The sequence below is a fragment of the Prevotella sp. E9-3 genome (genome assembly GCF_022024015.1).
GTDB lineage: Bacteria > Bacteroidota > Bacteroidia > Bacteroidales > Bacteroidaceae > Prevotella.
Window position 1 is genome coordinate 2,641,802 of the sequence record NZ_CP091786.1, and the last position, 24,921, is coordinate 2,666,722.

Annotated in this window: 24 protein-coding genes and 1 pseudogene; all 25 read right to left on the reverse strand. The window is 45.3% G+C overall.

The features are described 5' to 3' along the window. Positions 1 to 36 precede the first annotated feature (36 nt). Complete coding sequence (locus tag L6475_RS10310) at positions 37 to 1,173, reverse strand: dTDP-glucose 4,6-dehydratase (RefSeq protein ID WP_237819686.1); 1,137 nt, start codon at positions 1,171 to 1,173, stop codon at positions 37 to 39. Positions 1,174 to 1,177: 4 nt separating this feature from the next. After that, complete coding sequence (rfbD, locus tag L6475_RS10315) at positions 1,178 to 2,062, reverse strand: dTDP-4-dehydrorhamnose reductase (protein WP_237819688.1); 885 nt, start codon at positions 2,060 to 2,062, stop codon at positions 1,178 to 1,180. Positions 2,063 to 2,065: 3 nt separating this feature from the next. Next, positions 2,066 to 2,650 carry a dTDP-4-dehydrorhamnose 3,5-epimerase gene (rfbC, locus tag L6475_RS10320; RefSeq protein ID WP_237819690.1) on the reverse strand — a complete coding sequence of 195 codons (585 nt, stop codon included), beginning with the start codon at positions 2,648 to 2,650 and terminating at the stop codon, positions 2,066 to 2,068. Positions 2,651 to 2,668: 18 nt separating this feature from the next. Then, positions 2,669 to 3,583 (reverse strand): glucose-1-phosphate thymidylyltransferase RfbA, encoded by a 915-nt coding sequence (gene rfbA, locus L6475_RS10325; RefSeq protein ID WP_237819691.1) that lies wholly within the window; start codon positions 3,581 to 3,583, stop codon positions 2,669 to 2,671. Positions 3,584 to 3,600: 17 nt separating this feature from the next. Beyond that, the gene (locus tag L6475_RS10330) at positions 3,601 to 4,422 is read right to left on the reverse strand and encodes a polysaccharide biosynthesis/export family protein (RefSeq protein WP_237819693.1); all 822 of its coding nucleotides are present in this window, start codon (positions 4,420 to 4,422) and stop codon (positions 3,601 to 3,603) included. Positions 4,423 to 4,578: 156 nt separating this feature from the next. Continuing rightward, positions 4,579 to 5,907 carry a UDP binding domain-containing protein gene (locus L6475_RS10335; RefSeq protein ID WP_237819695.1) on the reverse strand — a complete coding sequence of 443 codons (1,329 nt, stop codon included), beginning with the start codon at positions 5,905 to 5,907 and terminating at the stop codon, positions 4,579 to 4,581. Between the two features lie 152 nt (positions 5,908 to 6,059). Continuing rightward, positions 6,060 to 6,419, reverse strand: coding sequence for a hypothetical protein (locus L6475_RS10340; protein ID WP_237819697.1), 360 nt, complete (start codon positions 6,417 to 6,419; stop codon positions 6,060 to 6,062). Between the two features lie 25 nt (positions 6,420 to 6,444). Beyond that, on the reverse strand, positions 6,445 to 6,933 hold the full coding sequence (locus L6475_RS10345) for a hypothetical protein (protein ID WP_237819699.1): 489 nt from the start codon (positions 6,931 to 6,933) through the stop codon (positions 6,445 to 6,447). A gap of 481 nt (positions 6,934 to 7,414) precedes the next feature. Next, positions 7,415 to 7,795, reverse strand: a complete 381-nt coding sequence (locus L6475_RS10350) for a hypothetical protein (RefSeq protein ID WP_237819701.1) — start codon at positions 7,793 to 7,795, stop codon at positions 7,415 to 7,417. Then, on the reverse strand, positions 7,785 to 8,150 hold the full coding sequence (locus tag L6475_RS10355; RefSeq protein WP_237819702.1) for a hypothetical protein: 366 nt from the start codon (positions 8,148 to 8,150) through the stop codon (positions 7,785 to 7,787). The genes L6475_RS10350 and L6475_RS10355 overlap by 11 nt, the downstream gene beginning before the upstream one ends. Positions 8,151 to 8,224: 74 nt before the next feature. Then, positions 8,225 to 8,602 (reverse strand): annotated as a pseudogene (locus tag L6475_RS10360) (NAD-dependent epimerase/dehydratase family protein); the annotation flags it as partial. A 77-nt stretch (positions 8,603 to 8,679) separates the two neighbouring features. Next, a complete protein-coding gene (locus L6475_RS10365) occupies positions 8,680 to 8,904 on the reverse strand; it encodes a hypothetical protein (RefSeq protein WP_237819704.1) in 225 nt (74 codons plus the stop codon). Then, positions 8,901 to 9,380, reverse strand: coding sequence for a DUF3990 domain-containing protein (locus L6475_RS10370; protein ID WP_370641598.1), 480 nt, complete (start codon positions 9,378 to 9,380; stop codon positions 8,901 to 8,903). Before L6475_RS10370 ends, L6475_RS10365 begins: the two co-directional genes overlap by 4 nt. After that, on the reverse strand, positions 9,377 to 9,598 hold the full coding sequence (locus L6475_RS10375) for a DUF3791 domain-containing protein (RefSeq protein ID WP_237819706.1): 222 nt from the start codon (positions 9,596 to 9,598) through the stop codon (positions 9,377 to 9,379). The genes L6475_RS10370 and L6475_RS10375 overlap by 4 nt, the downstream gene beginning before the upstream one ends. Beyond that, positions 9,591 to 9,884, reverse strand: a complete 294-nt coding sequence (locus L6475_RS10380) for a hypothetical protein (RefSeq protein WP_237819708.1) — start codon at positions 9,882 to 9,884, stop codon at positions 9,591 to 9,593. The genes L6475_RS10375 and L6475_RS10380 overlap by 8 nt, the downstream gene beginning before the upstream one ends. Positions 9,885 to 9,988: 104 nt before the next feature. Next, complete coding sequence (gene gmd / locus L6475_RS10385; RefSeq protein ID WP_237819710.1) at positions 9,989 to 11,149, reverse strand: GDP-mannose 4,6-dehydratase; 1,161 nt, start codon at positions 11,147 to 11,149, stop codon at positions 9,989 to 9,991. 67 nt (positions 11,150 to 11,216) lie between these two features. Further along, a complete protein-coding gene (locus L6475_RS10390) occupies positions 11,217 to 11,600 on the reverse strand; it encodes a GxxExxY protein (RefSeq protein WP_237819712.1) in 384 nt (127 codons plus the stop codon). Positions 11,601 to 11,822: 222 nt separating this feature from the next. Then, on the reverse strand, positions 11,823 to 13,130 hold the full coding sequence (locus L6475_RS10395) for a GDP-L-fucose synthase (protein WP_237819713.1): 1,308 nt from the start codon (positions 13,128 to 13,130) through the stop codon (positions 11,823 to 11,825). 41 nt (positions 13,131 to 13,171) lie between these two features. Further along, on the reverse strand, positions 13,172 to 13,543 hold the full coding sequence (locus tag L6475_RS10400; RefSeq protein WP_237819714.1) for a GxxExxY protein: 372 nt from the start codon (positions 13,541 to 13,543) through the stop codon (positions 13,172 to 13,174). A 262-nt stretch (positions 13,544 to 13,805) separates the two neighbouring features. Continuing rightward, positions 13,806 to 15,017 (reverse strand): hypothetical protein, encoded by a 1,212-nt coding sequence (locus L6475_RS10405; RefSeq protein WP_237819716.1) that lies wholly within the window; start codon positions 15,015 to 15,017, stop codon positions 13,806 to 13,808. Positions 15,018 to 15,363: 346 nt separating this feature from the next. Next, entirely contained in the window at positions 15,364 to 15,792 is a 429-nt protein-coding gene (locus tag L6475_RS10410; protein WP_237819717.1) for an Hsp20/alpha crystallin family protein, read from the reverse strand. Between the two features lie 1,070 nt (positions 15,793 to 16,862). Next, positions 16,863 to 20,453, reverse strand: coding sequence for a transcription-repair coupling factor (gene mfd / locus L6475_RS10415; protein WP_370641681.1), 3,591 nt, complete (start codon positions 20,451 to 20,453; stop codon positions 16,863 to 16,865). 232 nt (positions 20,454 to 20,685) lie between these two features. After that, complete coding sequence (locus tag L6475_RS10420; RefSeq protein ID WP_237819722.1) at positions 20,686 to 21,291, reverse strand: riboflavin synthase; 606 nt, start codon at positions 21,289 to 21,291, stop codon at positions 20,686 to 20,688. 308 nt (positions 21,292 to 21,599) lie between these two features. Continuing rightward, positions 21,600 to 23,834 carry a patatin-like phospholipase family protein gene (locus L6475_RS10425; RefSeq protein WP_237819725.1) on the reverse strand — a complete coding sequence of 745 codons (2,235 nt, stop codon included), beginning with the start codon at positions 23,832 to 23,834 and terminating at the stop codon, positions 21,600 to 21,602. A gap of 80 nt (positions 23,835 to 23,914) precedes the next feature. Next, positions 23,915 to 24,862, reverse strand: coding sequence for a FimB/Mfa2 family fimbrial subunit (locus L6475_RS10430; RefSeq protein WP_237819727.1), 948 nt, complete (start codon positions 24,860 to 24,862; stop codon positions 23,915 to 23,917). Positions 24,863 to 24,921: the final 59 nt, after the last annotated feature.

Genomic DNA, 24,921 nt, shown 5'->3' on the forward strand with positions numbered 1-24,921 from the left:
TTTCTATTTCTGTCAATTATATAATACAACAATCCTCTATCTATTCTTGTACATGTTATCGTAATATTTCTGATAGTCGCCACTGGTCACATTGTCCAGCCACTCCTGATTGTCCAGATACCAGCGCACGGTCTTCTCGATACCCTCCTCAAACTGGAGAGATGGCTCCCAGCCCAATTCACGCTGCAACTTTGAGCTGTCAATAGCATAGCGAAGGTCATGTCCAGCACGGTCTGTCACGAATGTTATCAGGTCCATATCCTCGCCTTCCTTACGACCCAACAGACGGTCAACAGTCTTGATAACCACCTTGATGATGTCGATGTTCTTCCACTCGTTGAATCCACCGATATTATAAGTATCAGCAATCTTACCCTCATGGAAAATCACGTCGATGGCACGAGCGTGATCCTCTACATACAGCCAGTCGCGTACGTTCTCACCCTTACCATATACAGGCAGAGGCTTGCGATGGCGGATATTGTTGATGAACAATGGGATCAGCTTCTCGGGGAACTGATAAGGACCATAGTTGTTTGAGCAGTTTGTTACTACTACTGGCATGCCATATGTATCGTGAAATGCGCGAACAAAGTGGTCGCTCGATGCCTTTGAAGCAGAATATGGTGAGTGAGGATTATACTTTGTTGTCTCCAGGAAGAACTTATCGCCATAAGCCAGATGATGCTCTGAGCTTGAAGCGGTAGTTGTGAATGGAGGCTCGATACCCTCTGGGTGTGTCAGTTCGAGTGCGCCATACACCTCATCGGTACTGATATGATAGAATCGCTTGCCCTCGTATTTCTCGGGAAGACTCTCCCAATACAGCTTTGCAGCCTGCAACAGGCTCAAGGTTCCCATCACGTTGGTCTTTGCGAATGTGAATGGATCCTTGATCGAACGGTCTACGTGGCTCTCAGCAGCCAGATGGATGATACCATCCACCTTCTTGTCCTGCATCAGCTTGTAGAAAGCGTCGAAATCGCAGATGTCCATCTTTACAAACTCATAGTTTGGTTTGTTCTCGATGTCCTTCAGGTTAGCCAGGTTTCCTGCATAGGTCAGCTTGTCCAGGTTAATGATGTGATACTCGGGATACTTGTTCACAAACAGGCGCACTACATGACTTCCAATAAAGCCTGCGCCACCAGTAATGACGATATTGCGTTTCATTATCTTACTTTTTGCTTAGATTATTTATACATTTTTTTAAAGAGTCCGTCCAATAAGGCACATCAATTCCAAATGTTTCTTTAACTTTTGTCTTATCCAACACAGAATAAGCAGGACGCTTTACAGGGCTGGGGAATTCATCACTATGGCATGGCTGAATGTCACAACCTTTGTTACCGGCATACTCAGCAATCATCTTAGTAAAATCATACCAGGAGCATACCCCCTCGTTACTATAGTGATAAACACCCTCCACGGGATTCCTTAATGCGGCAACGATGGCCGTTGCAAGGTCCCAAGCATAGGTAGGAGTCCCCGTTTGGTCAAAGACCACTTTAAGCTGAGATTTTGTTGAAGTAAGATTCAGCATAGTCTTCACAAAATTCTTGCCGAATTCACTATAAAGCCATGCTGTACGCAGAATCATATATTTACAACCTGTAGCAATGATTTTTTGTTCACCTAAAAGCTTAGTTGCACCATATACGCCAGTAGGCGTACCTTGTTGATCTTCTTTGCAGGGAGTATTATAAGGCTCTTTACCAAAGACATAATCCGTAGATATCTGAACAAGCCAGCCATCAACCTCCGTCATTGCCTTTGCAAGGTTCTCGGGTGCTGTAGCGTTCAATTTCTCTACCAGAGCGTACTTCTCTGGATCTTCAGCTCCATCCACATTTGTCCACGCAGCACAATTGACAATTGCATCGACGTCATATTCTGCAACTATCTTGCGAATAGCTTCTATATCGGTTATATCCAAATATGTTGTTTCCAAGCCCTCTACTTGGTTTACGTCCGTGAAAATATACTTATCTGAAGAAGCTTTTGAGATAATTCGCATCTCATTGCCAAGCTGTCCATTGGCACCTGTTACAAGTATTGTCATATATTAATAGAGACTTACGTTAATATCAAATGGGCTATCAAAGTCTTTTAATAATGCGTGTTTAGTGTCCTTATCACTTAAATTTGCCAGGTCTGTTGGTATCTTCCAATCAATTCCAAGGGAATCATCAATGATACTGATACCACCATCTGCTTCTGGATGGTAGAACTCATCGCACTTATACTGGAACACTGCCGTTTCGCTTAATACAGCGAAGCCGTGAGCAAAGCCTCGAGGTACAAAGAACTGGCGGTGGTTATCTTCGGTCAGTTCTACGGCTACATGCTGGCCATAAGTAGGACTACCCTTGCGGATATCAACTGCTACATCCAACACAGCACCTTTCACGCAACGAACCAATTTACTTTGGGTGTATGGTGGGCGCTGGAAATGTAGTCCACGCATCACGCCATAGCTTGACATGCTCTCATTATCCTGAACAAAGTTAATTGTATGACCTAGTATAGGAGCTACCTTCTCGTCAAATTCTCGCTGAGAAAAACTTTCAAAGAAGTAACCTCTTTTATCTCCAAATACTTTTGGTTCAATAATTAAAACGCCATCTATAGCAGTTTTTATAATCTCCATGTTATTTATTCTGTTTTATTATACATGTTCCAGCGTACCGCTGTTGACATCTTCTTTCATTTCATCAATCACCTTCAGCAAGTATTGTCCATACTGGTTCTTGAGCATGGGTTTTGCCAACTCACGCATCTTTTCTTCAGAAATCCAGCCATTACGATAGGCGATACCTTCCAGGCAAGCCACCTTCAAACCTTGACGCTTTTCAATGACCTCAACAAAGGTTGAAGCCTCTGCTAAAGAGTCATGCGTACCCGTATCAAGCCATGCAAATCCTCTTCCAAAGACTTGGACTTTCAGTTCACCATCTTTCAAAAATTCCTGATTCACAGTAGTTATCTCCAGTTCACCTCTTGCAGATGGTTTAATATGTTTGGCAACATCTACGACCTTATTTGGATAGAAGTAGAGTCCAACCACAGCATAGTTGGATTTGGGTTCCTTGGGTTTTTCTTCAATGCTCAAGCAGTTACCCTCTTTATCAAATTCAGCAACGCCATAACGTTCTGGATCTGACACCCAGTAACCAAAGACCGTTGCCTTACCGTTTTGGTCTGCATCGTTTACAGCATTACGCAACAACTTGGTGAAGCCTGCACCATAGAAGATGTTATCGCCCAACACAAGGCAGGCACTATCATCTCCAATGAACTTCTCACCGATAATAAAAGCCTGTGCAAGACCATCAGGGCTGGGTTGCTCTGCATATTCAAAATGTACCCCATAATCAGAACCATCACCCAAGAGGCGCTTGAAGCCAGGCAAATCGTAAGGAGTAGAGATAATCAGAATATCTCTGATGCCTGCCAGCATCAGTGCACTGATAGGATAATAAACCATCGGTTTATCATAAATCGGAAGCAATTGTTTGCTCACACCCTTTGTGATTGGGTAAAGTCTTGTGCCGGAGCCCCCGGCAAGAACGATTCCTTTCATATCGTAAGTATTAAAAATTATTGCAATACTCTATATAATAAAGAGCCTAACGAAATAGTTATACTTGCACCACGAAGCCACAATTGACGCGTTTGGCCTATCTTAGAATTTTGTGCCATAGCTTCATTAGGTTCAACATAAACCACATCTCTTTGCTGAAGATAGTAATATGGCGAATTAAGAATATTAGCATCACGCATATCAAGTTCATGTACTTCATACGTTCCATCTGCTAATTCTCGCAATATCTTCACATTATTTCGTTTACCATAAATCGTCATATCTCCTGCCATTGCCAATGCTTCAAGTACATTAATCTCTGGGCGTGAAATAGTGAATGTATTAGGGTTGTTAACCTCCCCCATCACTGTGATTTCATAGTTATCAATATATGTATTCACAACACAATCAGCATCAGGCTGCAAATATGGCATAATAAGACTCCTTATATGACTATTAATAGAGTCTATTGTCATATAACCAACATTAACCTTCCCTAGTATTGGAAAATCTATATTACCATTATTATCTACCAAGTAATGATGGATTTGACCTATTCTGCTTGAGCTCACCCTAGGGATTCCTTGAGAAAAATCAGCCACTCTAGAATCTAACATATTGAAGGGGGCTACAGCCTTCACATCATTTCCAGAAAATACGTATATAGTTAATATATCTTTAGGTTTAATTTTCAGGTCATACTGCATTGCGCCCTTACTCCCATCAAACTCCGCAGAATTCTGGAAATACGGCACATCCTTATAATGAGCACATGAACAAATGCAAAATATTGGCACGATAAATACACAATATTTCATAAGCGCTTTATTTATCTTCATTATATTGATATTTGTATTTTAAATATTAGGAAAGGGGCAAGATCATCAGGATTATTGAACCTTAATTATTTATGAGAGACCCTGATGAGAGCCTGCCCCATACATAACGATTTTTTATATAGTGTCTCGCGACATTCTATATTGAATACTTTGTAATTAGTCGCGCTTAAAAATATCGCGAGTATAAACCTTATCAATCACATCATTCAAGCAAGCATCATAGCGGTTGGCAATGATGGCCTTGCTTTGGGCCTTGAACTTATCGAGATCGTTGATGACCTGTGAGCCGAAGAAAGACTCGCCATCAGGGATAGTGGGCTCATAGATGATGACCTCGGCACCTTTGGCCTTGATGCGCTTCATAATGCCTTGGATGGCGCTCTGGCGGAAATTATCAGAGTTGCTCTTCATCGTAAGGCGGTAGACACCGATGACACACTTCTGCTCTCGATGAGCATCCCACTGGCTGTTGTCACCGTAATAACCTGCTTTACGTAACACTTCATCAGCAATAAAGTCCTTACGGGTGCGATTACTCTCAACAATGGCTGTCATCATGTTCTGAGGTACGTCCGCATAGTTGGCCAACAACTGCTTGGTGTCCTTAGGCAGACAGTATCCGCCATAGCCGAAGCTTGGATTATTGTAATGAGTACCAATACGTGGGTCAAGACCGACACCAGAAATGATGGCCTGAGAATCGAGGCCTTTGACCTCGGCATAGGTGTCGAGCTCGTTGAAGTAGCTGACACGGAGTGCCAAATATGTATTCGCAAACAACTTCACGGCTTCAGCCTCTGTCATTCCCATAAAGAGGGTGTCAATATCTTCCTTTATTGCTCCCTCTTGCAACAGAGCAGCAAAAGTCTTGGCCTTGCTTTCTGCCTCAGGGTTGCCAATAGCAGTAATAGCAGCATTCTCCTCATCCCACTTCTTGTTGCGGTCAGCAGGCAGTATCTTTGGATAGCCTACAATGATGCGCGAGGGGTAGAGATTATCATAGAGAGCCTTTGACTCGCGCAGGAACTCTGGCGAGAAGAGCAGGTTGAACTTCTTGCCTTTGAGTTCTGGGTCTGTCAAGAACTTCAAGGCGTACTTAACATACAGTGAACGGCAATAACCTACAGGGATGGTAGATTTAATCACCATTACTGCATCAGGATTCACGCTCAGTACCAAGTCGATGACATCCTCGATATGATGTGTATCGAAGAAGTTTTTCTGTGGGTCGTAGTTCGTAGGGGCAGCAATCACGACATAGTCAGCATCTTTATAGGCTGCTGCTCCGTCCAATGTTGCTGACAGTTCCAATTCCTTTTCAGCCAAATATTTCTCGATGTAATCATCCTGAATAGGAGAAATCTTCTTGTTAATCTTCTCCACCTTCTCAGGGATTACATCTACTGCTGTAACATGGTTGTGTTGTGCCAACAAAGTGGCGATACTCATACCGACATAACCGGTTCCTGCTACTGCTATATTCATACCATTTAATATTATTTTCTTATCAACAAATTTATCGTTCTAATTCATATTTGTGCTAAGAGCACAGCTCCTGTCATTAGTATTCTATCATGAAAATGGGGCAGGATGAACAGTACTTGTAGGAACATACTAATCAGTGCCCGCCCACTGCCTCACGGCAGTATATCGTTATTTGCTTTTATAAATGCACTTGGTGAACCTATAAGATTACGATGATGGTACAATCCCATGATAATGACTGGTTCTATATCCTCCTTCGTGACTTCCAGTTGCGGACGAAGAAGTTCTACTATCATATCCATATTGCTCATTTCATCACAAGAGACTTTGCTCATCACGAACTCGCGCAGGATAAAATTGATTGCTGCATCATTGATAGCATCACTATATCCAAAAGACTTCAGCCATGCCCTCATCTCCTCTATCGTATGAACATTACCCTTCAGGATCTCCTCCTTCAACGGCTCCGTCACTTCCTTGATATTCTTGATTGGGGGTGTTATGAGTGGCATAATTTGTATACGTTCGTATATTTCATCAGTTCCACAACTCATTCAATCCGTCTTTCCATGCTGGGAAGGGAGGATTGTGAGACAATTCGTTGCAAATATCTATCATCATATTAACAAAATCCTTGTTGATGTCAAGAACCTCCTTAGTTATGGAAAGCAGAGGTATGACCCCAGTCATTGGTACCAACCGACAGACTGAGTAATCGCTATCGCCATTTTTCTTGGCAAGTATGATATTCTCAATGGAATTTGTCAATAGTCTATATAACGTAGGACATGAGATTTTACAGCGAGGTATTTGCACCTCAGGATTCTGGATCAGGTCGAAGAAGCGTCCCCAATTAGCAATAATCTGCATCTGGCCATTGCCAGCAGATTTCAGGTTTGTGATAGCGTACACACCACTATCAACCTTGCTGATCAACTCAATACAATCCTTGCGGACATTGATGGTTGTGGTGGGCAGATTCTCGTTGAACGTCGCTCCTGGTTTATTCGAAAACAGTCTTCTCATCGACTTGACTTGATATATTTGGTTCTGACTGGCAGTATCGAACTGCATCACTATTGCGACCACCTGTGCAATCAGATATTTGGTTTGAGTCTTTTGTCAAGAGCCGTGCTCCTGTCAATATGTTGCCATTTTGGTTAAACAGTGTTTTCAAATGTTTATTTTCGTTTTCGGCCAAATTCCTACCTCTTTCGCCTCGCCTCAAATTTTATCTTGACACCTTCCGCCCCGATTCTTCCGATTTTCGCTCCGAACAGTGAACCACCATTCTCAAAGTCCCCTTCAAAAACCGTCTCTTTCTTAACACTTGTTTACACTCTCGTATAAAACTTTCTTAAAGCTATTGCCCATTCGGGTAAAAAGTACTACCTTTGTATAGAAATGAGCAGGAAAGGCTTAATTTCCCGGATGTCTGATGAATGTCTGATAACTCTGGAAACGGTATTTTCGTATTGCTATGACTGTCAGGCCGTTATGCGGAAGTTCACATTAGCTGGGAAATCTCTAGTCCATTCAAATACTTTACGAAATCATCATCATTCATTCGATGTTCGTATTCATCATCAGTAATTATCATTCCTAAATCATGGAAATAGACTCCTAAAACTATCATCATCCAATCGGACGGGGTCATAATATCATTAGCCTCTTGAACAATAATAAAATTCAACAACTTAAGCATACCATCAACATGAGAGATATCATGTTTTGTGTATTCACTGAAAAGTCCATTTCTACCGATATGATTCAACATATCAGCTAAGGTGTTTTTGGCATATAAAAGATTAAAGCCTTGAAAAAAAGGTAAAGAAAGAGCTTCCTGCGCTTTCTTTTCTGCTCGGGAATTTAAATTATCAGTATTCATTTTTTAGCAAATCTATAGAATGAGTATCATAGTCACTTACCATTGGTTGAACAATTGAAATTTTTTCAATTATCTTATTAAAATAGAGAATTATCGTCTCTACCATAGCAGAGTGATAAGACGAATATTCTGCTATTGTTAACAATGCATTTTTTCGTCCCAAAATTCCCAAAATAAGACTCCCATTCTCCTTTATATATGGGTGTAACCATGCTTTATTTACAAGTTCTGCATTTGTTAACGTGAAATCACCATCTTCATCATAACTCCAACTTGCTATGACTCCTTCGTCGATTTCTTTTTTAAAAACCTCCAGAAACTCTTTTGGTTGAGAAATGTTTATAATAATAGCCATCAAAAAAAATATATATACATGATGAAAATATCTAAACGGGGGCGACAGGAGAACGGGCTGTGTCACCACAATTCTTATCGCTCAGCACGCATAGGATTATTCAAGAAGTCGTCATACGCCATTCGGATGCCGTCTTCGAGTTCGGTCTTGTAGGTCCAGCCCAACTTAGTGGCTTTGCTCACATCCAGGAGCTTGCGGGGAGTGCCGTTGGGACGGGTGGTGTCCCACAGGATCTCGCCTTCAAAGCCTACCACCTTGGCCACCAGTTCGGTGAGGGCCTTAATGGTGAGTTCCTTACCGGTGCAGACGTTGACCGTTTCGTTACCCGAGTAGTTGTTCATCAGGAAGACACAGAGGTTGGCGAGGTCATCGACATAGAGGAACTCTCTGAGCGGGGAGCCGTCGCCCCAGCAGGTGACGCTCTGGGCACCAGAGACCTTGGCCTTAGGAAATCATGTAACTCATACTTGGGAAATAATATATTACAATATCACTAGTGTCCAAGAGTTGAGAGTATCTAGATTATTATTCACCCAATTTTGCCTGTCAGTATCTCTGTTTCTAAGATACTATATACATAAGGTGTGCTCTGCGAGTACAATCCAACGCGCTCGTCTGACAGCTTGGTATATGTCTCAGAGTTGTATATGGTATCGAGGGCCTGTTTCATTGTCAGTCCACGTTCTTCCATCAAACGGAGAGCCAACTCTTTCACCAGTTCCTCTATCATAAAAGTCACTTCAGCCTGGCTCATAATTTTCTTAAATATTTTAGCGAGCGCTCCGTACCAAAGAAATACTGATACGTCTCTCCACCTTTATGTTCTATTTCCTTCACGAATTGCTCCCAATCAATAAGTTTTGCATCAATACGACGCATTTGGAAACCAATGTCATCATCTGCTATAGGACCATAAACAATGTCATAGGAATGCAGTGATGTGCAAGTCTTGTTATTACGATTCTTATGAACGAACAGTCCCCACTCCAATGAGTATTTCTCATATTGAAGGTAAGCCACACCATCAGCTTCTGCAGCAACCTCATCGAATTCATAGCGAGTTACGATAGGATTGCCTCCCAACAATCGAGCTTTCTTCTCGGCCATCTTAATCGCCTGTTCCTCGTCTGGCGACAGATAGAATCCTACTCCGAAATCCTTGCCTGGTTTCGACTTACTAAAGTCTATTTCCTCGATTTCTATGTTAGAACCATGATATAAGGTAATCATATCAATGCGCCTCCATTCTTATGGCAATATATAGCCAAATCATCTACCACATCCTCAAAAGATTGGGTATGCTCCACGCCATAAAATTCATCGACAAAGTCTATCCCCTTGAAGCGATCCAAATAACGGTATGCTTGTTGTGGGCTTAATGAAAACCGAGTGGAGAATTCATTCACCACAGCAATGATATATGCTATTTTATTCTTAACATCAGGCATAAGCTACACGTACATTTTTTATTGGTTTCAAAAAAGATGCAGAATCGATATATAGCCCTTTGAGAATAGGCTTAAGGTCTATATATTCTTCCTCGGGCTCAGTATTATGGCTATATTTTGCTAAGACTACCAAATAACCGTCATCCCAAGTAACGACACTAATATATCGCTCAAGGCTATATGGAGCCTTGAAACGGATATGATATCCTCCAAAGCTGAAAGCGGTAAAACCGTCTTTGCTGCTAAGGATTGCTTCATGAGCTTTATCTATAAGCGTTTTCTCCATATATTAATATCGTTATTGAGTGATACCCAGCGAGGTTGGTGCGTACTTTTGCAGCGGCATCTTCAGCAGCTACCTTGACAATATCGTGCTGAAGATGGAAGATGTTACTTCACAATTCCTTTTTCAAGATACTCGGCGAGGTTGGTGCGGACTTTGGCGGCAGCGCCTTCGGCAGCTACCTTGGCGATATCGGATTCGACCATAATCTTAACCAATTCCTCAAAAGAGGTCTTTGAGGGGTTCCAACTTAACTTGGCCTTGGCCTTGGTGGGGTCACCCCAGAGGTTGACAACATCCGTGGGACGATAGAAGTCGGGGGAAACGCGAACAACGATGTCACCAATTGACAATTGACAATTCTTGGACGAGCCAAGCGGCGAAGCCGAGCGGACAGTTGACAATTTTTCATTAATGCTCTTGACTACGCCTACTTCGTTAAGACCTTCGCCTTTGAATTCGAGTTCAATGCCGGCATGTTTAAATGCCAAATCAGTAAATTCTCGGACAGAGTGCTGAACACCAGTGGCAATCACAAAGTCTTCGGGCTGTTCCTGCTGAAGAATGAGCCACATGCACTCTACGTAATCTTTAGCATAACCCCAGTCACGAAGGGAATCCATATTGCCAAGGTAAAGGCAGTCCTGAAGGCCCTGACTGATACGGGCGGCGGCAAGTGTTATCTTACGAGTTACGAAGGTCTCACCTCGGCGCTCTGACTCATGATTGAAAAGAATACCTGAGCAAGCATACATATTGTAGGCCTCACGATATTCCTTCACAATCCAGAAGCCATACTGTTTAGCAACAGCGTATGGCGAATACGGATGGAAAGGAGTGTTTTCGTTCTGAGGAACTTCCTCAACTTTACCATACAACTCTGAGGTAGATGCCTGATAAATACGGCAAGTATCTGTCATACCCAACTGGCGCACTGCCTCAAGGATACGGAGCACACCTACGGCATCAACGTCGGCTGTAAACTCTGGTGAGTCGAAGCTGACCTGAACGTGGCTCTGTGCAGCCAGGTTGTATATCTCGTCGGGGCGCACTTTGCCAATAACACCGAGTACGCTCATTGAGTCGCCCAGATCGGCATAGTGTAGGTGGAAATGAGGGGTACCTTCTAGATGAGCGATGCGCTCACGGAAATCAACTGAGGAACGACGAATCGTTCCATGTACTTCGTAACCCTTTTCAAGTAAGAATTCACTGAGGTATGAACCATCTTGTCCGGTCACACCTGTTATCAAAGCTACTTTTGCCATATTCTTATTACTAAATTATTTTCTTGTTTATTGCGAAAACATCTAAAATCGCGAAATACGCGAAAATTTATTCCTTCACATTGCTGTTCAGTACCCTTACGGGTTCCATATACAGTTCATTGAAGTTGACCAGCAATCCCAGCTTATAGCCTGTGATTGTTAGATAATTGCGAACCTGAGCCTTGTGAACGTCTGAAAGTTCGCTCACAGCCTTCAGTTCCACTATTATCTTGTCATAGCATACAAAATCTGCTATGTATTGTGCGTCCAACTTCTGTTCTCTGTAATATACATCAAATCGCTTTTCGCGTTCGAAAGGGATGTTTCGGTGTTTTAGTTCTATTTCAAGAGCCTGTTGGTAAACCTTTTCGAGAAGCCCCACACCAAGGCGCTTGTGCACCTCGAATATAGCCCCAACTATCTTGTGCGACTCCTCGCTATAAATAATCATTTTACTATTTTATTGCGAAAACATCTAAAATCGCGAATACGCGAAAATTTATTCTTACTGATGACAGACCGCCTGTCTGCATTTAATCACGATTAAAGGTTATATTTTGTTTGAAGAACTTCTAAGAGCTAGCTCTTTAGATTCTTTCAATTAAAAATAAACTATCATCAGTTAGAATATACCTTATTAATTATTTTTGCTCTTTTCGTTTTTTCGCATATTTTAGCAATCCAAACTTGACTTATACCAATTGAAGAGCTGCTGTACGCCAGCTTCGATTTCGACCTTATGAGACCAGCCAAGAGAGTGTAGCTTTGATACGTCAATGAGCTTACGCATGGTACCATCGGGCTTGCTGGCATCAAACTCAACTGTTCCTTCAAAGCCTACAGCCTTGACAACGAGCTCAGAGAGCTGACGAATGGTGAGTTCTTTGCCTGTACCGACATTAATATGGCAGTTACGGATTTCACCCAATGAAGGGATAGCACCACCACGACCGGCACTGTGGTTACGGTCAACGGCGCCATCGGTGCTGGCACCGAAGTGCACACTTGAATATTTCTCTATGCCAATGACATCCTTGAAGTCCACATTTAAAAGCACATGTACTGAAGCGTCAGCAATGTCCTCAGACCACAGGAATTCGCGGAGAGGTGTGCCTGTACCCCACAAAACGACTCGGTTATCGTAGATGCCGTACTTGGCGAGAACATCAAGAACCTTCTTTCTATTATCAAGAATTTGAGAATTCTTGGACGAGCCAAGCGGCAAAGCCGAGCGTGAGAATTCTTTTTTAGACGAACACGAATTGCTCGAATCACACAAATTTATTTCATTCGTGTCATTAGTGAGATTTGTGTTCGTTAATCCTTCACCAGTGACGCCTTCTACGGGGCGCTTATTGAGGTCAATGGCTATCTTGTCCCAGTCTCCATCATGAATCAGCTTGGCCAGATACACCTTGCGCATCATGGCTGGCATGACATGACTGTTCTCCAGATGGAAGTTGTCGTTCGGGCCATACAGGTTGGTGGGCATTACGGCGATATAGTTCGTACCATACTGGAGATTATAGCTCTCGCACATCTTCAAGCCCGCAATCTTGGCAATGGCATACTCCTCATTGGTGTACTCCAAAGGCGAGGTGAGCAGGCAATCCTCCTTCATGGGTTGTGGTGCATTCTTGGGGTAGATACAGGTACTGCCCAAGAAGAGGAGTTTCTTCACGCCGTGGGCGTATGCCTCGCTAATTACGTTGCACTGAATCTTCATGTTCATCATAATGAAGTCAGCGCGATACAGCGAGTTGGCCATGATGCCACCCACAAAGGCAGCTGCCAATACCACAGCATCAGGCTGTTCCTCGTCGAAGAACTTCTTCACGGCCACCTGGTCGGTCAGGTCCAACTCCTTGTGGCTACGACCAACAAGATTGGTGTAACCACGCTGAAGCAGGTTGTTCCAAATAGCAGAACCCACAAGGCCGTTGTGGCCTGCTACATATATTTTACTTTGTTTACTTAACATTATTCTTTTGTTTTGAACACGAATTACTCGAATCTCACGAATTATAAAACAATTCTGTCTTTTTCCAAGCCATCCGAACAGCCAAAGTTCAGAAGGATGCCGAGTCTAAAACCTGTGGCATGAAGATAGTTATACACTTGAGCGTGGTGTGCGTCATCTAACGCTGACACCGCCTTGAGTTCAACAATAATCTTATCATAGCAAACAAAGTCTGCTCTGTAAGATTGTGTTAGCTCAATGCCATCGTAAAAAATTTTTATATTTTTTTCGCGCTCATAGGGTATACCTCTTTTCTTAAACTCAATCTCTAAACACTCTTGGTATACTGCTTCCAAAAATCCATGACCTAGCTTGTTGTAAACTTCAAAAGCTGCTCCTACTATGTCATAGCTCTCCTGTTTATAGTAGATCATGATTTATTCTTTTCTTTTGAACACGAATTGCTTGTGCTCAGCTCTGCCGCTTTGCTTGCAAAGAATTTCACGAATACTTTAATGTAGATGTCAGTTCTGCTAGAACTGCTTTACTATATAACAAAGGTGGATACTTCATAAAGCATCTCGAAAACTCGTTTTCAGGAGTGCTTCTTGAAAATATCAACTAATCACCTACATTATTATATTATTCGTGTTATTTGTGAGATTCGTGTTCGTTTAACTACTTATATTCTTTTGATTACAAATTCTTGGTGGTATCAACAGGTTTCTTCGCTTTTATCTTTTTTGCGATGGACAAGAAACGGCGAATAGACAGTGGACAGTCGGGATGACTCTGGCAATAGGCCTTTGCCTTTTGGCGAAGGGTGCAATCGTGAGTGGCAATGAAAAGGGCTATCTGGAGATAACAGATAAGTGAAGAGTGAAGAGTGAAGAGTGAAGAATTTCTTGCCGTGCAAGCGTCCAAAGGCCGAGCGGCTACCGCAGCGGATTCTTCGCTATCATTCTCAAGGGTTTCGAGGATCTGAGTGACTCCTTTGGTGCGGCGAGCAATCTCTTCTTTATCATTCATCAGATAAGAGCAGATAAGCATCAAGGCACTGAACTTCGCTGCCTCGACAGGGTCTTCAAACTGGATATTGGCATAACGATACAGGAAAGAGAGTTTCTTCTGATCGGCCTTATTCTGTTCGATGGTGCCATGCTCACCGTGACGGTGGCAGAGGAGTTCAATCAGTTCGTTCTCGAAATTGGACAGCACCGGGTCCACCAACATCCGTTCAGCCTCCTTGTTGCGCAAGCGCACATCGACTATCTCAATACCCGGAACAGCAATCTTCATCAGATTGCCAAACATATCGAAAGCCACAGTGAGGGAGATATGTCCCTGACGCTCACGGATCTCGGTAATCACACCTTCAGAGCCTACCATCGGGCCACCGATAACTACGACCTTGTCGCCTTCGCGCACTTCATCGCCCACAGGAACGCCCTCGCACACTTGAAAGTCCATCTGTCGGATGGCGTTGCGGAAGGTATTCATCTGCTGCTGAGACACCTGTATGCGGCATCCCCGCTCATTGAGCAATGCCCGAATAGGCACTTTCAGTCCTCGATTCCACGAACGTTTCAACAGTTCATCAACCATTGACTCGTCGCCATAGACGAATATAAAGCTGTGCAGGTCGCTGCGCAGCGCATTGCCGTCAAACTTTGGCTGATACTTCCCATCACGTTCGGTGATAGACTCAGCCTGAGCCATAGAGGGCCGGAACTGTATCTCGCAAAATGGGATGAAATATTCGAAATCGGGTAGTGGATGCGCACGCTCCTCGACTGTGAGCGATACTTGCTTCTTCTTGGAGAAGATATCATCGATCATGGTTGGGTTTGGATGGCGAAGGATGTGCCAACGCTTCTCTATATTTATCATCAGGTCAGAACGATTCATTTATGCACACTATTATTTTTCCCCTACAGTTGTGACTGTTAGGAGTTTATTTGATTTGTTTGGATGCAACTTAATGCATCCTTTTTCCCATTGGTCCATCTATCCATTGCGTTTTCCCTTGTAAACCCTATTTGCACAGGGCCTTCAGAACGGCGGAAGATATTCCTGTTTTTTGTTCATGCTTAAAAAGCCTAAACGTGTGCAAAGATACAATTTATTTTTGATAATAGATGTTTATTTATTATAAAAAAGCTACTAACTCACAAAAAAAAGCAGATTCCTCGTCATTTTAGACAAAGAATCTGCTATTAGCGTGCTTAGATGCTATACGGAAGGAAACGAATGACTATCCGATTTCAATCTGACGGCTTACCTTTACCTTCTCTTCGACCACCTTTGGCAATTCAACGGTCAGCACGCCGTTTTCCACCTTGGCCGAAATAGTATCTTTCTTCACATCGTCGGGCAGAATAAGCGTCTGCTCATACTTAGTATAGCTGAACTCACGACGCAGGTAGCGCACGCTCTTATCTTCCTCCTTTTTCTCGTTTTTCTGTTCCATTTTGATGATGAGGTTGCCTTCATCGTTGATATGCACATTGAAGTCGTCCTTCGTCATACCTGGAGCAGCCAGTTCTACGGTATATCCCTTATCGCTCTCCTTCACATTGATAGCCGGAGCCGTGGCATTAGCACGTGGCATGAAGTCGGTGTCAAAGAAATCATTGAATACACTGGGCAGCCAAGCTGCGTTACGTCTCATCATTGGTGTCATAATTTTGTCCTCCTAATGTTTATTTTAGTTGTTGTTAATGTTCGTTTTGCGCATCCTTGATTGGCTGCGCTCACACTACTTGATGCAACATTGGTGCCAGCGCTGAATGATAAGACAAAATGACATAAATAACAGACAGAATGACAGAAATCCGATAATCATGGGCATGGTTTCAGGTCACTAGCAAATTCCATTGTTTGCCTTACTTCGCATTATACAAAAACCTTCAAAACCCTGAACTGTACTGCTTTGCTCTGCGAGCAATCGTTCTAAGATATCGTTCAAGGACTGCGCAAGCCAGCTTGCCAGTCCTTGCCTGATACCTCAGAACAGCCTGCGGCTTAGCAGTACAGCTCAGAAAAACAGAGAAAAACGAGAGACATTTTTAGATGGCTGAGGTGCATCCAGCTTTCACAGGAACTGTAAAAAAGACAACAACAAATTACACAATAATCCGTACAAAAAATACGTTTCTACGCAAAAAGCTACATCCCTGACAGCAGAGACGTAGTCTCAACCAGACAAAAAGGGTTTTGAAGGTTTTGGTTAATAGTACACAGGGGTCTGCAGGTAACCCAAAATATTATTTATTTCTCAAATCTATCTATGTAATTGAAAACAAGAAACGATTTTTGGAAAAGATTTTCTTATTAGATTTTTCGTTCGATTTTAAGGAGTGAAACGACGACCAAAGATTTTGGGGCATTACACTTAATTTTTAACGAATAATCTGGTTTCAAAAACTTTGCTACTACTCAGCTGCTGTTTTAAATTTTGGCCATTATTTTTTTAATTTTGGCCAAAATTCAGAAAATAATGGCCAAAATTTATTTTAGCTTTCATTCCGTTGACTCTTCAAAAACCAACAATTACCAACTAACGGAACAGCTTTACAATTTCAATCGCTAAACGGATGAAATAAATTATAGCTAAAATTCAAAAAATTATAGCTATAATCGCGAAAATTATAGCTATAATTGTTTTCAATAGCATTGCAACTGCCAGCTAAGACTTTAAGAACTGAGGTGAAACAGAACGGCTGTTGCGTTACAATGGAGGAGAGTTTTCTATTAGATGGAAGCCAAGACGTGGACGGCCTCTTCGACGGTGGGCACGTCGGTGATGACCATGGAGCGTTTGCCTTGTTGCTCACGGAGGTTACAACGACGGACATTGCGACCTACAAATTCAAGGATGCGACCGAAGGCTTCACTCTGATAGAAAGGACTGCGGGGACTGCTCACAAAGAACATGAACATACGGCCTTGCTTCAACAACACTTTCTCACAACCAAGTGCCATGCCCAAACGACGGAGGCGAACCACCTGCAACAGTTCCTCAGCCACAGCAGGTACTGGGCCGAAGCGGTCTTTCAACCGCTCACGATAGGCATCCAGTTCTTTGTCGTCGCGCACATTGTCCAGTTCACGATAGAGCAACATTCGCTCGGAATCACTGGGCACGTACTGATCGGGGAAGTACATCTCAAGATCAGACTCAAGGGTGCAGTCGGAGACGAAAGCGAGGTGAGAGGGAGCTTCTAACTGAGAATTTAGAGATGAGAGATGAGAGGGAGCTTCTAACTGAGAGGTGAGAGGTGAGAGATGAGAGGTGTCGGACATTTCGGGTTCTTCATTTCGCAGTTCTGCCATGGCCTCGTTGAGAATTTTCTGATAGGTTTCATACCCCAGGTCACTGATGAAGCCGCTCTGCTCGGCACCCAAGAGATTGCCGGCGCCACGGATATCAAGGTCCTGCATGGCGATATTAATGCCTGAACCCAGTCCGCTGAAGTTCTCCAAAGCCTCCAGTCGGCGGCGCGAATCCTGAGGCAGTGCAGCCAATGGCGGAGCCAACAGATAACAGAATGCTTTCCTGTTGCCACGCCCTACTCTGCCACGCATCTGGTGCAGGTCAGAGAGTCCGAAGTTATGGGCGCCATTGATGATGATGGTATTGGCATTGGGAATATCGATACCATTCTCAACAATGGTAGTAGAGAGCAGCACATCATAGTCATAATCAGAGAATCCCAGCACTATCTCCTCCAGTTCCTCGGGCTTCATCTGTCCGTGACCAATGGCAATGCGACAGTCGGGAATGTACTTATGAATCATCTCGGCCAAATGAGGCAGGTCGCTGATACGATTGTTCACGATATATACCTGTCCGTTGCGCGACATCTCGAAGTTCACCGCATCGACCACGATTTCAGGCGAGAAGGTATGTATCTCGGTCTGAATGGGATAGCGGTTGGGCGGTGGTGTCTGAATCACGCTCAGGTCACGTGCCCCCAACAGCGAGAACTGTAGCGTACGGGGAATAGGCGTAGCGCTCATAGTGAGCGTATCAACGTTGGTCTTCATCTGGCGTAGTTTCTCTTTTGCCGACACGCCAAACTTCTGTTCCTCATCGATGATCAAAAGTCCCAGATCTTTGAATTTCACTGATTTGCCAATCAGTTTCTGCGTACCGATCAGAATATCGATTTTACCTTCTTCCAGATCTTTCAACAGCGCAGTGGTATGTTTCGTAGTACGGGCCCGAGTCAGGTAGTCAACCCTCACAGGCATGTCTTTCAGTCGTCCGAGGAAAGTACGATAATGCTGATAGGCCAGCACCGTGGTAGGCACCAGTACGGCCACCTGTTTGCCATCAACAGCAGCCTTGAAGGCAGCACGCACAGCCACCTCTGTTTTTCCGAATCCCACATCGCCACACACCAGTCGGTCCATGGGGCGCGCCTTTTCCATATCGGCCTTCACCTCTTGTGTAGCCTTCAACTGGTCGGGCGTATCTTCATAGAGGAACGATGCCTCCAGTTCATGCTGCAGATAGCTGTCGTGACTGAAGGCGAAGCCCCGTTGGGTGCGCCGTTTAGAGTAGAGACGAATCAGGTCGCGTGCTATATCCTTGATATGTTTCTTGGTACGTTCCTTCAGTCGTTCCCACTGTCCGGTGCCCAAGGTTGACATGCGGGGCGGTTGTCCCGTGTCCTGTGCCTTGTATTTCGACACCTTATAGAGTGAGTGAATAGACACATAGATACTGTCGCCATGCTGGTACTGAATCTTGATCATCTCCTGATAGGCAGTGCCGCCTGTGGGGGTGGTGATCGGCATACGAACCAGTCCGCTGAACTTACCTATTCCGTGGTCCACATGCACCACATAGTCGCCTATCTCAAACTGCTGAATCTCCTTCAGTGTCAGGGCCACCTTGCCACTGCGGGCCTTATCGCTCTTCAGGTTGTACTTATGGAAGCGGTCGAATATCTGGTGGTCGGTGAAGAAGCACGCTTTCAGGTCGTCGTCCACAAAGCCCTCGTGGAGAGTCTTATCTACAGGGGTGAACACATTCTCCGAGTGCAGCGCAGCGAGAATCTCCTTCAGTCGGTCCTGCTGCTTTGCGCTGTCGGCAAGTATATAGATGGTATAGCCTCGAAGTTGGTAGTTCTCGAAGGTCTGTGTGAGAAGTTCGAAATTCTTGTGGAACAGCGGCTGGGGCGACACATTGAAACTGACCACAGAGCTTTCAGTGCCCTTTCTACCCTCAAGAGTATCGCTTGAGGGGCGTCCCAACTCTATCCGAGAGAAGGGGGCGGCATCGGATGCAAACTTAGAGGCCGTCATCAGTTGTAGTTCACGCCTCATCTCGCGCTCTATTTCCTGTTGTTCCATCTCCGTAGCAGCCGCCATGCGCTCGGTGAGTGCCTGATGGGAAAAGCCCTCCTGATAGGTACGATCCACCACCTGGCACACATAACTGAAATTGCGGCATACCAACACAGTATCTTTGGGCAGGAAACTCAGCAGCGACTCTTTTTCCTCAACGGTAGATAGTTCAGGCACGATGGTCACCTGCTGACAGCGCTCACGCGACAGCTGGTCATCGACCTCGAACGTGCGAATAGAATCGATATCGTCGCCAAAGAAATCTATACGGAACGGATATTCATGACTATAGGAAAACACGTCGAGGATACTGCCTCTGAGCGCAAACTGTCCGGGTTCATAGACATAGTCAACCTCACGGAACCCCAGTTCGCGCAACTGTTTTACGACGCCATCCACTTCCACCGTCTGGTTCTGCTCGAGCGTGAGCGTACGGGCATCAAGACTCTTTCGTGTCACCACCAGTTCGGCCAGTGCCTCGGGATGAGTCACGATGCATAATTGAGAATTGAGAATTGACAATTGACAATTATCTTCCGAACGAGAGGTGGCTTCTAACTGTAATTGAGAATTGACAATTGACAATTGACAATTATCTTCCGAACGAGAGGCGGCTTCTAACTGTAATTGAGAATTGAGAATTGAGAATTGACAATTATCTTCCGAATGAGAGGCGGCTTCTAACTGTAATTGAGAATTGACAATTGACAATTGACAATTATCTTCCGAACGAGAGGCGGCTTCTAACTGTAATTGAGAATTGAGAATTGACAATTGACAATTATCTTCCGAACGAGAGGGATTCCCTAGCTGAGAGGGGAGAGGGGAGAGATGAGAGGTATGATTACCACTCAATGATGGTCCGCTTTGTTCGGTCAATCGCGTCAGGACCTCAGTGCGGAGTATCTCGCTGGCCGGATCTTTCTGAGCATACTTGATGGCACGGCGGTAACTGGAGGGGAAGAACAGTACCTTCTCCTGCCCCATCACCTGCGTCAGGTCGTGATAGAAATAGCCTGCATCCTCAGCATCGTTCAAGATGAAGAGCATGGTGCGCCCAGTCTTCTTTGCCAAGGCCATCATGGCCATAGGAGCAGAAGAAGCCTGCAGGCCCTCAACATAAAGGGTCTGCAGGCTTTTCTGTTTCAACATCTTAGCCAATGCTGCCACTTGGGGCAACTGCACGTAGAGCGATGCCAGTTCCTGAATCTTCATCTGTTCAGAGTTGTTGCATGCGGGCAATGTACTTGCCTATGATGTCGAACTCGATGTTCACTACCGAACCGAGGCGAATATCGCAGAAGTTGGTATGTTCGAAGGTATAGGGAATGATGGCCACCTGGAATGTATCTCGGGTAGGATTGCACACCGTCAGCGACACGCCGTTGACAGTCACTGAACCCTTGTCAACGGTGAAATAGCCGTGACGAGCCATCTCTTTGTCAAAATCGTATTGGAAAGTGAAATAGGTAGAACCATCGGCATCGTCAATCTTGATGCAGCGTGCCGTCTGGTCAACATGGCCCTGCACAATATGTCCGTCCAAACGGCCGTTCATCAGCATTGAGCGCTCCACATTCACCTTGTCGCCCACTGCGAGAAGTCCGAGGTTTGAGCGGTCGAGCGTTTCCTTCATGGCCGTCACCACATAGGACTTTTTCTCCACGTCGATAGCCACCACCGTGAGGCACACGCCATTGTGGGCCACGCTTTGGTCTATTTTCAGTTGGTCAACAAACGAGCAGGTGAGTGTAAAATCGATATTCTCCCTATCTTTCTTTATGGCCACAACGGTGGCAAACTCTTCAATAATACCGGAAAACATTGTTTACAAGATATTCTTTGGGTGAATAATAGAAAAAACGGGGACGCACAAGTGATGTGATGAAAACTCCTTTATCACAGGTTGTGGGCGCTCTCTACCTTTGTAATCCATCGGCATCAGGATGCTTGGTTAATGGCCCGCCATTAGCAAGAGAAGACTACCCGGTTTTCACAAGTTAATTGATGAGTATCCCTATCGAACCTGTACGCCCCCAATAAGATTATTTTCTGCGTGCAAAGTTAGTCATTTAAATTGAAGCACGCAAGAATTTAAAGATAAAAGAAGTAAAAGGCCCTCCCCCAGCCTACTTAGAACACATAGCCCAGGTTGATGTAGAAATAGGGTTCCTTGGTCTTGTTGGAATAGCCCACCGAACCGCCTACGGGGCCAAACACTGTGTTGTAGTAATAGGACAGTGACGAACCGATGAGTGTGCTACTATCAAGCAGGTGGCGCATCTTCTCTGCCTGTTGGGCGGCAGCACCACGCAACAGCAGATAGCCATTGGCACCCACACGCTGCTGGGCCTGCAACTGGATGGCCACAAAGAAGGGGTCGGCATATTCCAAGTAGCCTACTCCCGCAAAGGGCAACTGCTGAGCAATGCGATGACCGAACCACTCGCCTCCTATCAGGTTGCTGAGCATGGCCGGACGATTCTTGCCGTAGAGCAGTCGGCCGTAGAACATAGGCTGCAGTGCAAACCTACTGCCAAAGAGGAACGACTTACGCCACATGGCCATCACCTCTGTGACGGTCTGCTTCATATCCACCTTGGTTATATTGTCGGTATAGTAGGCATACTGTGCGTTCAGTTTCGAACCGCGCGTAGGGAAGTATCCGTTGTTCTCGGAATTATAGTACACCCGGGCGAAATAACTGTAGTAGTGACTGTCTTCCAGAAGTCCGATGGTGTTCATATTTTCCTGATTGGCCAGCACATGCGGGAAATGATAGTAATCCCAGCGCACACCGCCTGTGAAGTTTAAGTTGCGGAAATTAAAACTGAGCACCGACAATTCCACGGCATGCTGCATGTAGTCAATATTATTGTTTTTCTCGCCCTTTTCATATATGTTCACCTCGTCACGGTGGAAGATATAGGACAGTGTGGGATTCAGCACCTTTCCCGGAGAAAACAGCAGATCGATGCGTCCCATCTGACGTGCACCCAGTCGGAGGGTCAGATCGACATCGGGCAGCAGTGGTTTGCGTATGGGCACATTGGCATTCACCTGCAGGGCCACCATCTCCTCGGTATCGAAACGTACACCCAGATTCACCTGCGTACTCTTCTTCGGTCCGGCCGTGAACACCGCCTTCATGCCATTTTCGGTGGCCATCAGGCGGTAGGATGGTTTCTTGTAGAACAGGTCTATGCGCATGGTGGTCACTATCAGTTCAGCCTTTTTCGTGTCAATGCATTTTCCATCCTTCAGCGTGAACTTTGAGCGCAGGTATTTCTCGTCGGCCGCATCCATATCCACAAATTCCACTTTCGAAATCTGCATAGAGTCCAGCTGTTGCAATGGGCGCGGCTCTCGCCGTATGCCACGGTCATGCTCACCAATAGTTCCTATACGTTTTTTCAGCGCCATCAGCTCGTCCCAATGTCTCATGGCTTCTTCCTCACCCCTTCTCAGCAGGGTATCGATGGCCGAGGGGTTGAAACTGGCTGCCGAGTAGTTCTTGGTGTCCACCTTCATCACCAAGTCGGTGATGTCCAGGTTCTCCTGATATTTATTCTTGGTATTCTGATCAATGATACATCTGATAATATCGCTGGGCGTATTCAATTGAGCAGCCGTCATCGGTTCGTCGGGCACGGTCACGCCGATGATGATGTCGGCGCCCATAGCCTTGGCCAAGTCGGCCGGGTAGTTATTCTTCATACCGCCGTCCACCAGCACCTCATTGCCCATTCTCACTGGAGCGAACACCGCAGGAATGGCCATTGAGGCGCGCATGGCCTGCGCCAGATAACCGCTATGGAAGTCGTGTTCGCTGAAATCCACCACATTCGTGGCCACACAGGCAAAGGGGATAGGCAGGGTGTTGAAGTCGAGCGAGTCGCTATAGCCCACCAGCAGTTTTTCGAACAGGTTGTGCAGGTTATTGCCCGTTATGATGCCTCCGCCGGCCACTATGCGCTTACGGTCCTTGCCCATCTGAAGTCCGGAAGAAATGATATAAGTGTTCTGTTTCTCGCGTTCGCGCACCGACTGCATGCGGAGGTCCTCACGGTCAAAGATAATCGAGTTCCAGTCCTGCTGTCTTACTATAGAATCCAGTTGACTGGCGTTATAGCCCACGGCATAGAATCCGCCCACTATGCTTCCCATCGACGTACCCGTTACGATGTCGATGGGTATGCCAGCACGCTCTATCACTTTCAGAGCGCCCACATGCGCCACGCCCTTAGCACCGCCGCCGCTGAGCACCACGGCCACTTTTTTCCTTGCCGATAACGGCGCAGTGGCACACAGCAGCGACATTGCCACTAATGCCCATCTGACCGTCTGTCGTCTTATAGTTTCTATCATACAAACCTTAGTTTCTTTTGTTTTAGCCGGTGCAAAGATACAACAACTCTTTGCAATTTTTGCAGAATAAGAGAAAAAAGTTAGGATGCGCGGAACGTAAATCCGTTCACGCCGTCCCAGTCGGGATTGGCAGTGAGACGGAAGGTGCCGTCGGAAGTCTGGTCAGTGCCGCCACTACTGAAGAAGTTGCCGGTATAGCGGGTGATCTGATTGCGGGTGACGGGGACGTCCACGAAGTCCATCTCTTTGATGATGTTGTCGTTGGCATCGAGGGCGGTGACAGTGAGTTTCGTCAACACGTCGTCCTCGGTGTGCGGCAAGGTATATATGTCGAAGGTTGTTCCTTCGGAAGATCTGCTGGGCACGGGGAGAAATTCCGTCTGTTTTGAGTTCACACAACCGTAGCCGTTTTTCGGATTGAAGGTAGAAGAGCCGCCGAGGTAGTAGAACTTGAACTTCGCCACGGACGACGGGATTTCCTCGTCGGTAAGCACCAGGCGGAACATGGCAACGGCACGGGTCAGCGTGAGGTCATAACTCTGCTTGGCATCCGTCACCACCAGATCACCATAATAATAGAATGTGTCGGTCACTTTGTTGCTGGGGAACGTCACCTTTTCCGTTGAAGAAATCGTGGCCGAGCCTTCACCGTTGTGGGCGATGACAACCAGCTGGTAAGTGCCGGCAGCGAGAGAAAGGGCGACAGTGCCAAACGAGGCATCACCATCTTTTTGCGCCACGGTCTTTACCTTTGTGCCGTCAGCATCAAAGATGGCAATGTTCAGGCGCGAGCACAGTTCAGTGATGTCGGTAGCAGAACGGGTGACGCTCTCAGTCTCTTTTCTGTATGAGAGAGAGATCACCCTGTCGTCAAACGGGATTTGCTCGTACTGTGTGAAACGCAGGATGACGTTGGCATCAGCATCCATTACAGCATCCTCGCTGTCAAGGATGGGCTTCTCACATGCCGTCAGTCCCAGCAGGATGAGGACTGACGCAATCAATGATAATCGTTTCGTTGGTGTCATTCTTTTTAATGGTTAAATGGGTTTATCTTTTCAAAATGACTACAAAACAGGAACACAAC

Coding starts and splice junctions, on each gene's coding strand:
- L6475_RS10310 (WP_237819686.1), bottom strand. CDS start 1,173: ATGAAACGCAATATCGTCATTACTGGTGGCGCAGGCTTTATTGGAAGT.
- rfbD (WP_237819688.1), bottom strand. CDS start 2,062: ATGACAATACTTGTAACAGGTGCCAATGGACAGCTTGGCAATGAGATG.
- rfbC (WP_237819690.1), bottom strand. CDS start 2,650: ATGGAGATTATAAAAACTGCTATAGATGGCGTTTTAATTATTGAACCA.
- rfbA (WP_237819691.1), bottom strand. CDS start 3,583: ATGAAAGGAATCGTTCTTGCCGGGGGCTCCGGCACAAGACTTTACCCA.
- L6475_RS10330 (WP_237819693.1), bottom strand. CDS start 4,422: ATGAAGATAAATAAAGCGCTTATGAAATATTGTGTATTTATCGTGCCA.
- L6475_RS10335 (WP_237819695.1), bottom strand. CDS start 5,907: ATGAATATAGCAGTAGCAGGAACCGGTTATGTCGGTATGAGTATCGCC.
- L6475_RS10340 (WP_237819697.1), bottom strand. CDS start 6,419: ATGCCACTCATAACACCCCCAATCAAGAATATCAAGGAAGTGACGGAG.
- L6475_RS10345 (WP_237819699.1), bottom strand. CDS start 6,933: ATGAGAAGACTGTTTTCGAATAAACCAGGAGCGACGTTCAACGAGAAT.
- L6475_RS10350 (WP_237819701.1), bottom strand. CDS start 7,795: ATGAATACTGATAATTTAAATTCCCGAGCAGAAAAGAAAGCGCAGGAA.
- L6475_RS10355 (WP_237819702.1), bottom strand. CDS start 8,150: ATGGCTATTATTATAAACATTTCTCAACCAAAAGAGTTTCTGGAGGTT.
- L6475_RS10365 (WP_237819704.1), bottom strand. CDS start 8,904: ATGAGCCAGGCTGAAGTGACTTTTATGATAGAGGAACTGGTGAAAGAG.
- L6475_RS10370 (WP_370641598.1), bottom strand. CDS start 9,380: ATGATTACCTTATATCATGGTTCTAACATAGAAATCGAGGAAATAGAC.
- L6475_RS10375 (WP_237819706.1), bottom strand. CDS start 9,598: ATGCCTGATGTTAAGAATAAAATAGCATATATCATTGCTGTGGTGAAT.
- L6475_RS10380 (WP_237819708.1), bottom strand. CDS start 9,884: ATGGAGAAAACGCTTATAGATAAAGCTCATGAAGCAATCCTTAGCAGC.
- gmd (WP_237819710.1), bottom strand. CDS start 11,149: ATGGCAAAAGTAGCTTTGATAACAGGTGTGACCGGACAAGATGGTTCA.
- L6475_RS10390 (WP_237819712.1), bottom strand. CDS start 11,600: ATGATTATTTATAGCGAGGAGTCGCACAAGATAGTTGGGGCTATATTC.
- L6475_RS10395 (WP_237819713.1), bottom strand. CDS start 13,130: ATGTTAAGTAAACAAAGTAAAATATATGTAGCAGGCCACAACGGCCTT.
- L6475_RS10400 (WP_237819714.1), bottom strand. CDS start 13,543: ATGATCTACTATAAACAGGAGAGCTATGACATAGTAGGAGCAGCTTTT.
- L6475_RS10405 (WP_237819716.1), bottom strand. CDS start 15,017: ATGAATCGTTCTGACCTGATGATAAATATAGAGAAGCGTTGGCACATC.
- L6475_RS10410 (WP_237819717.1), bottom strand. CDS start 15,792: ATGACACCAATGATGAGACGTAACGCAGCTTGGCTGCCCAGTGTATTC.
- mfd (WP_370641681.1), bottom strand. CDS start 20,453: ATGGGGCAGGAGAAGGTACTGTTCTTCCCCTCCAGTTACCGCCGTGCC.
- L6475_RS10420 (WP_237819722.1), bottom strand. CDS start 21,291: ATGTTTTCCGGTATTATTGAAGAGTTTGCCACCGTTGTGGCCATAAAG.
- L6475_RS10425 (WP_237819725.1), bottom strand. CDS start 23,834: ATGATAGAAACTATAAGACGACAGACGGTCAGATGGGCATTAGTGGCA.
- L6475_RS10430 (WP_237819727.1), bottom strand. CDS start 24,862: ATGACACCAACGAAACGATTATCATTGATTGCGTCAGTCCTCATCCTG.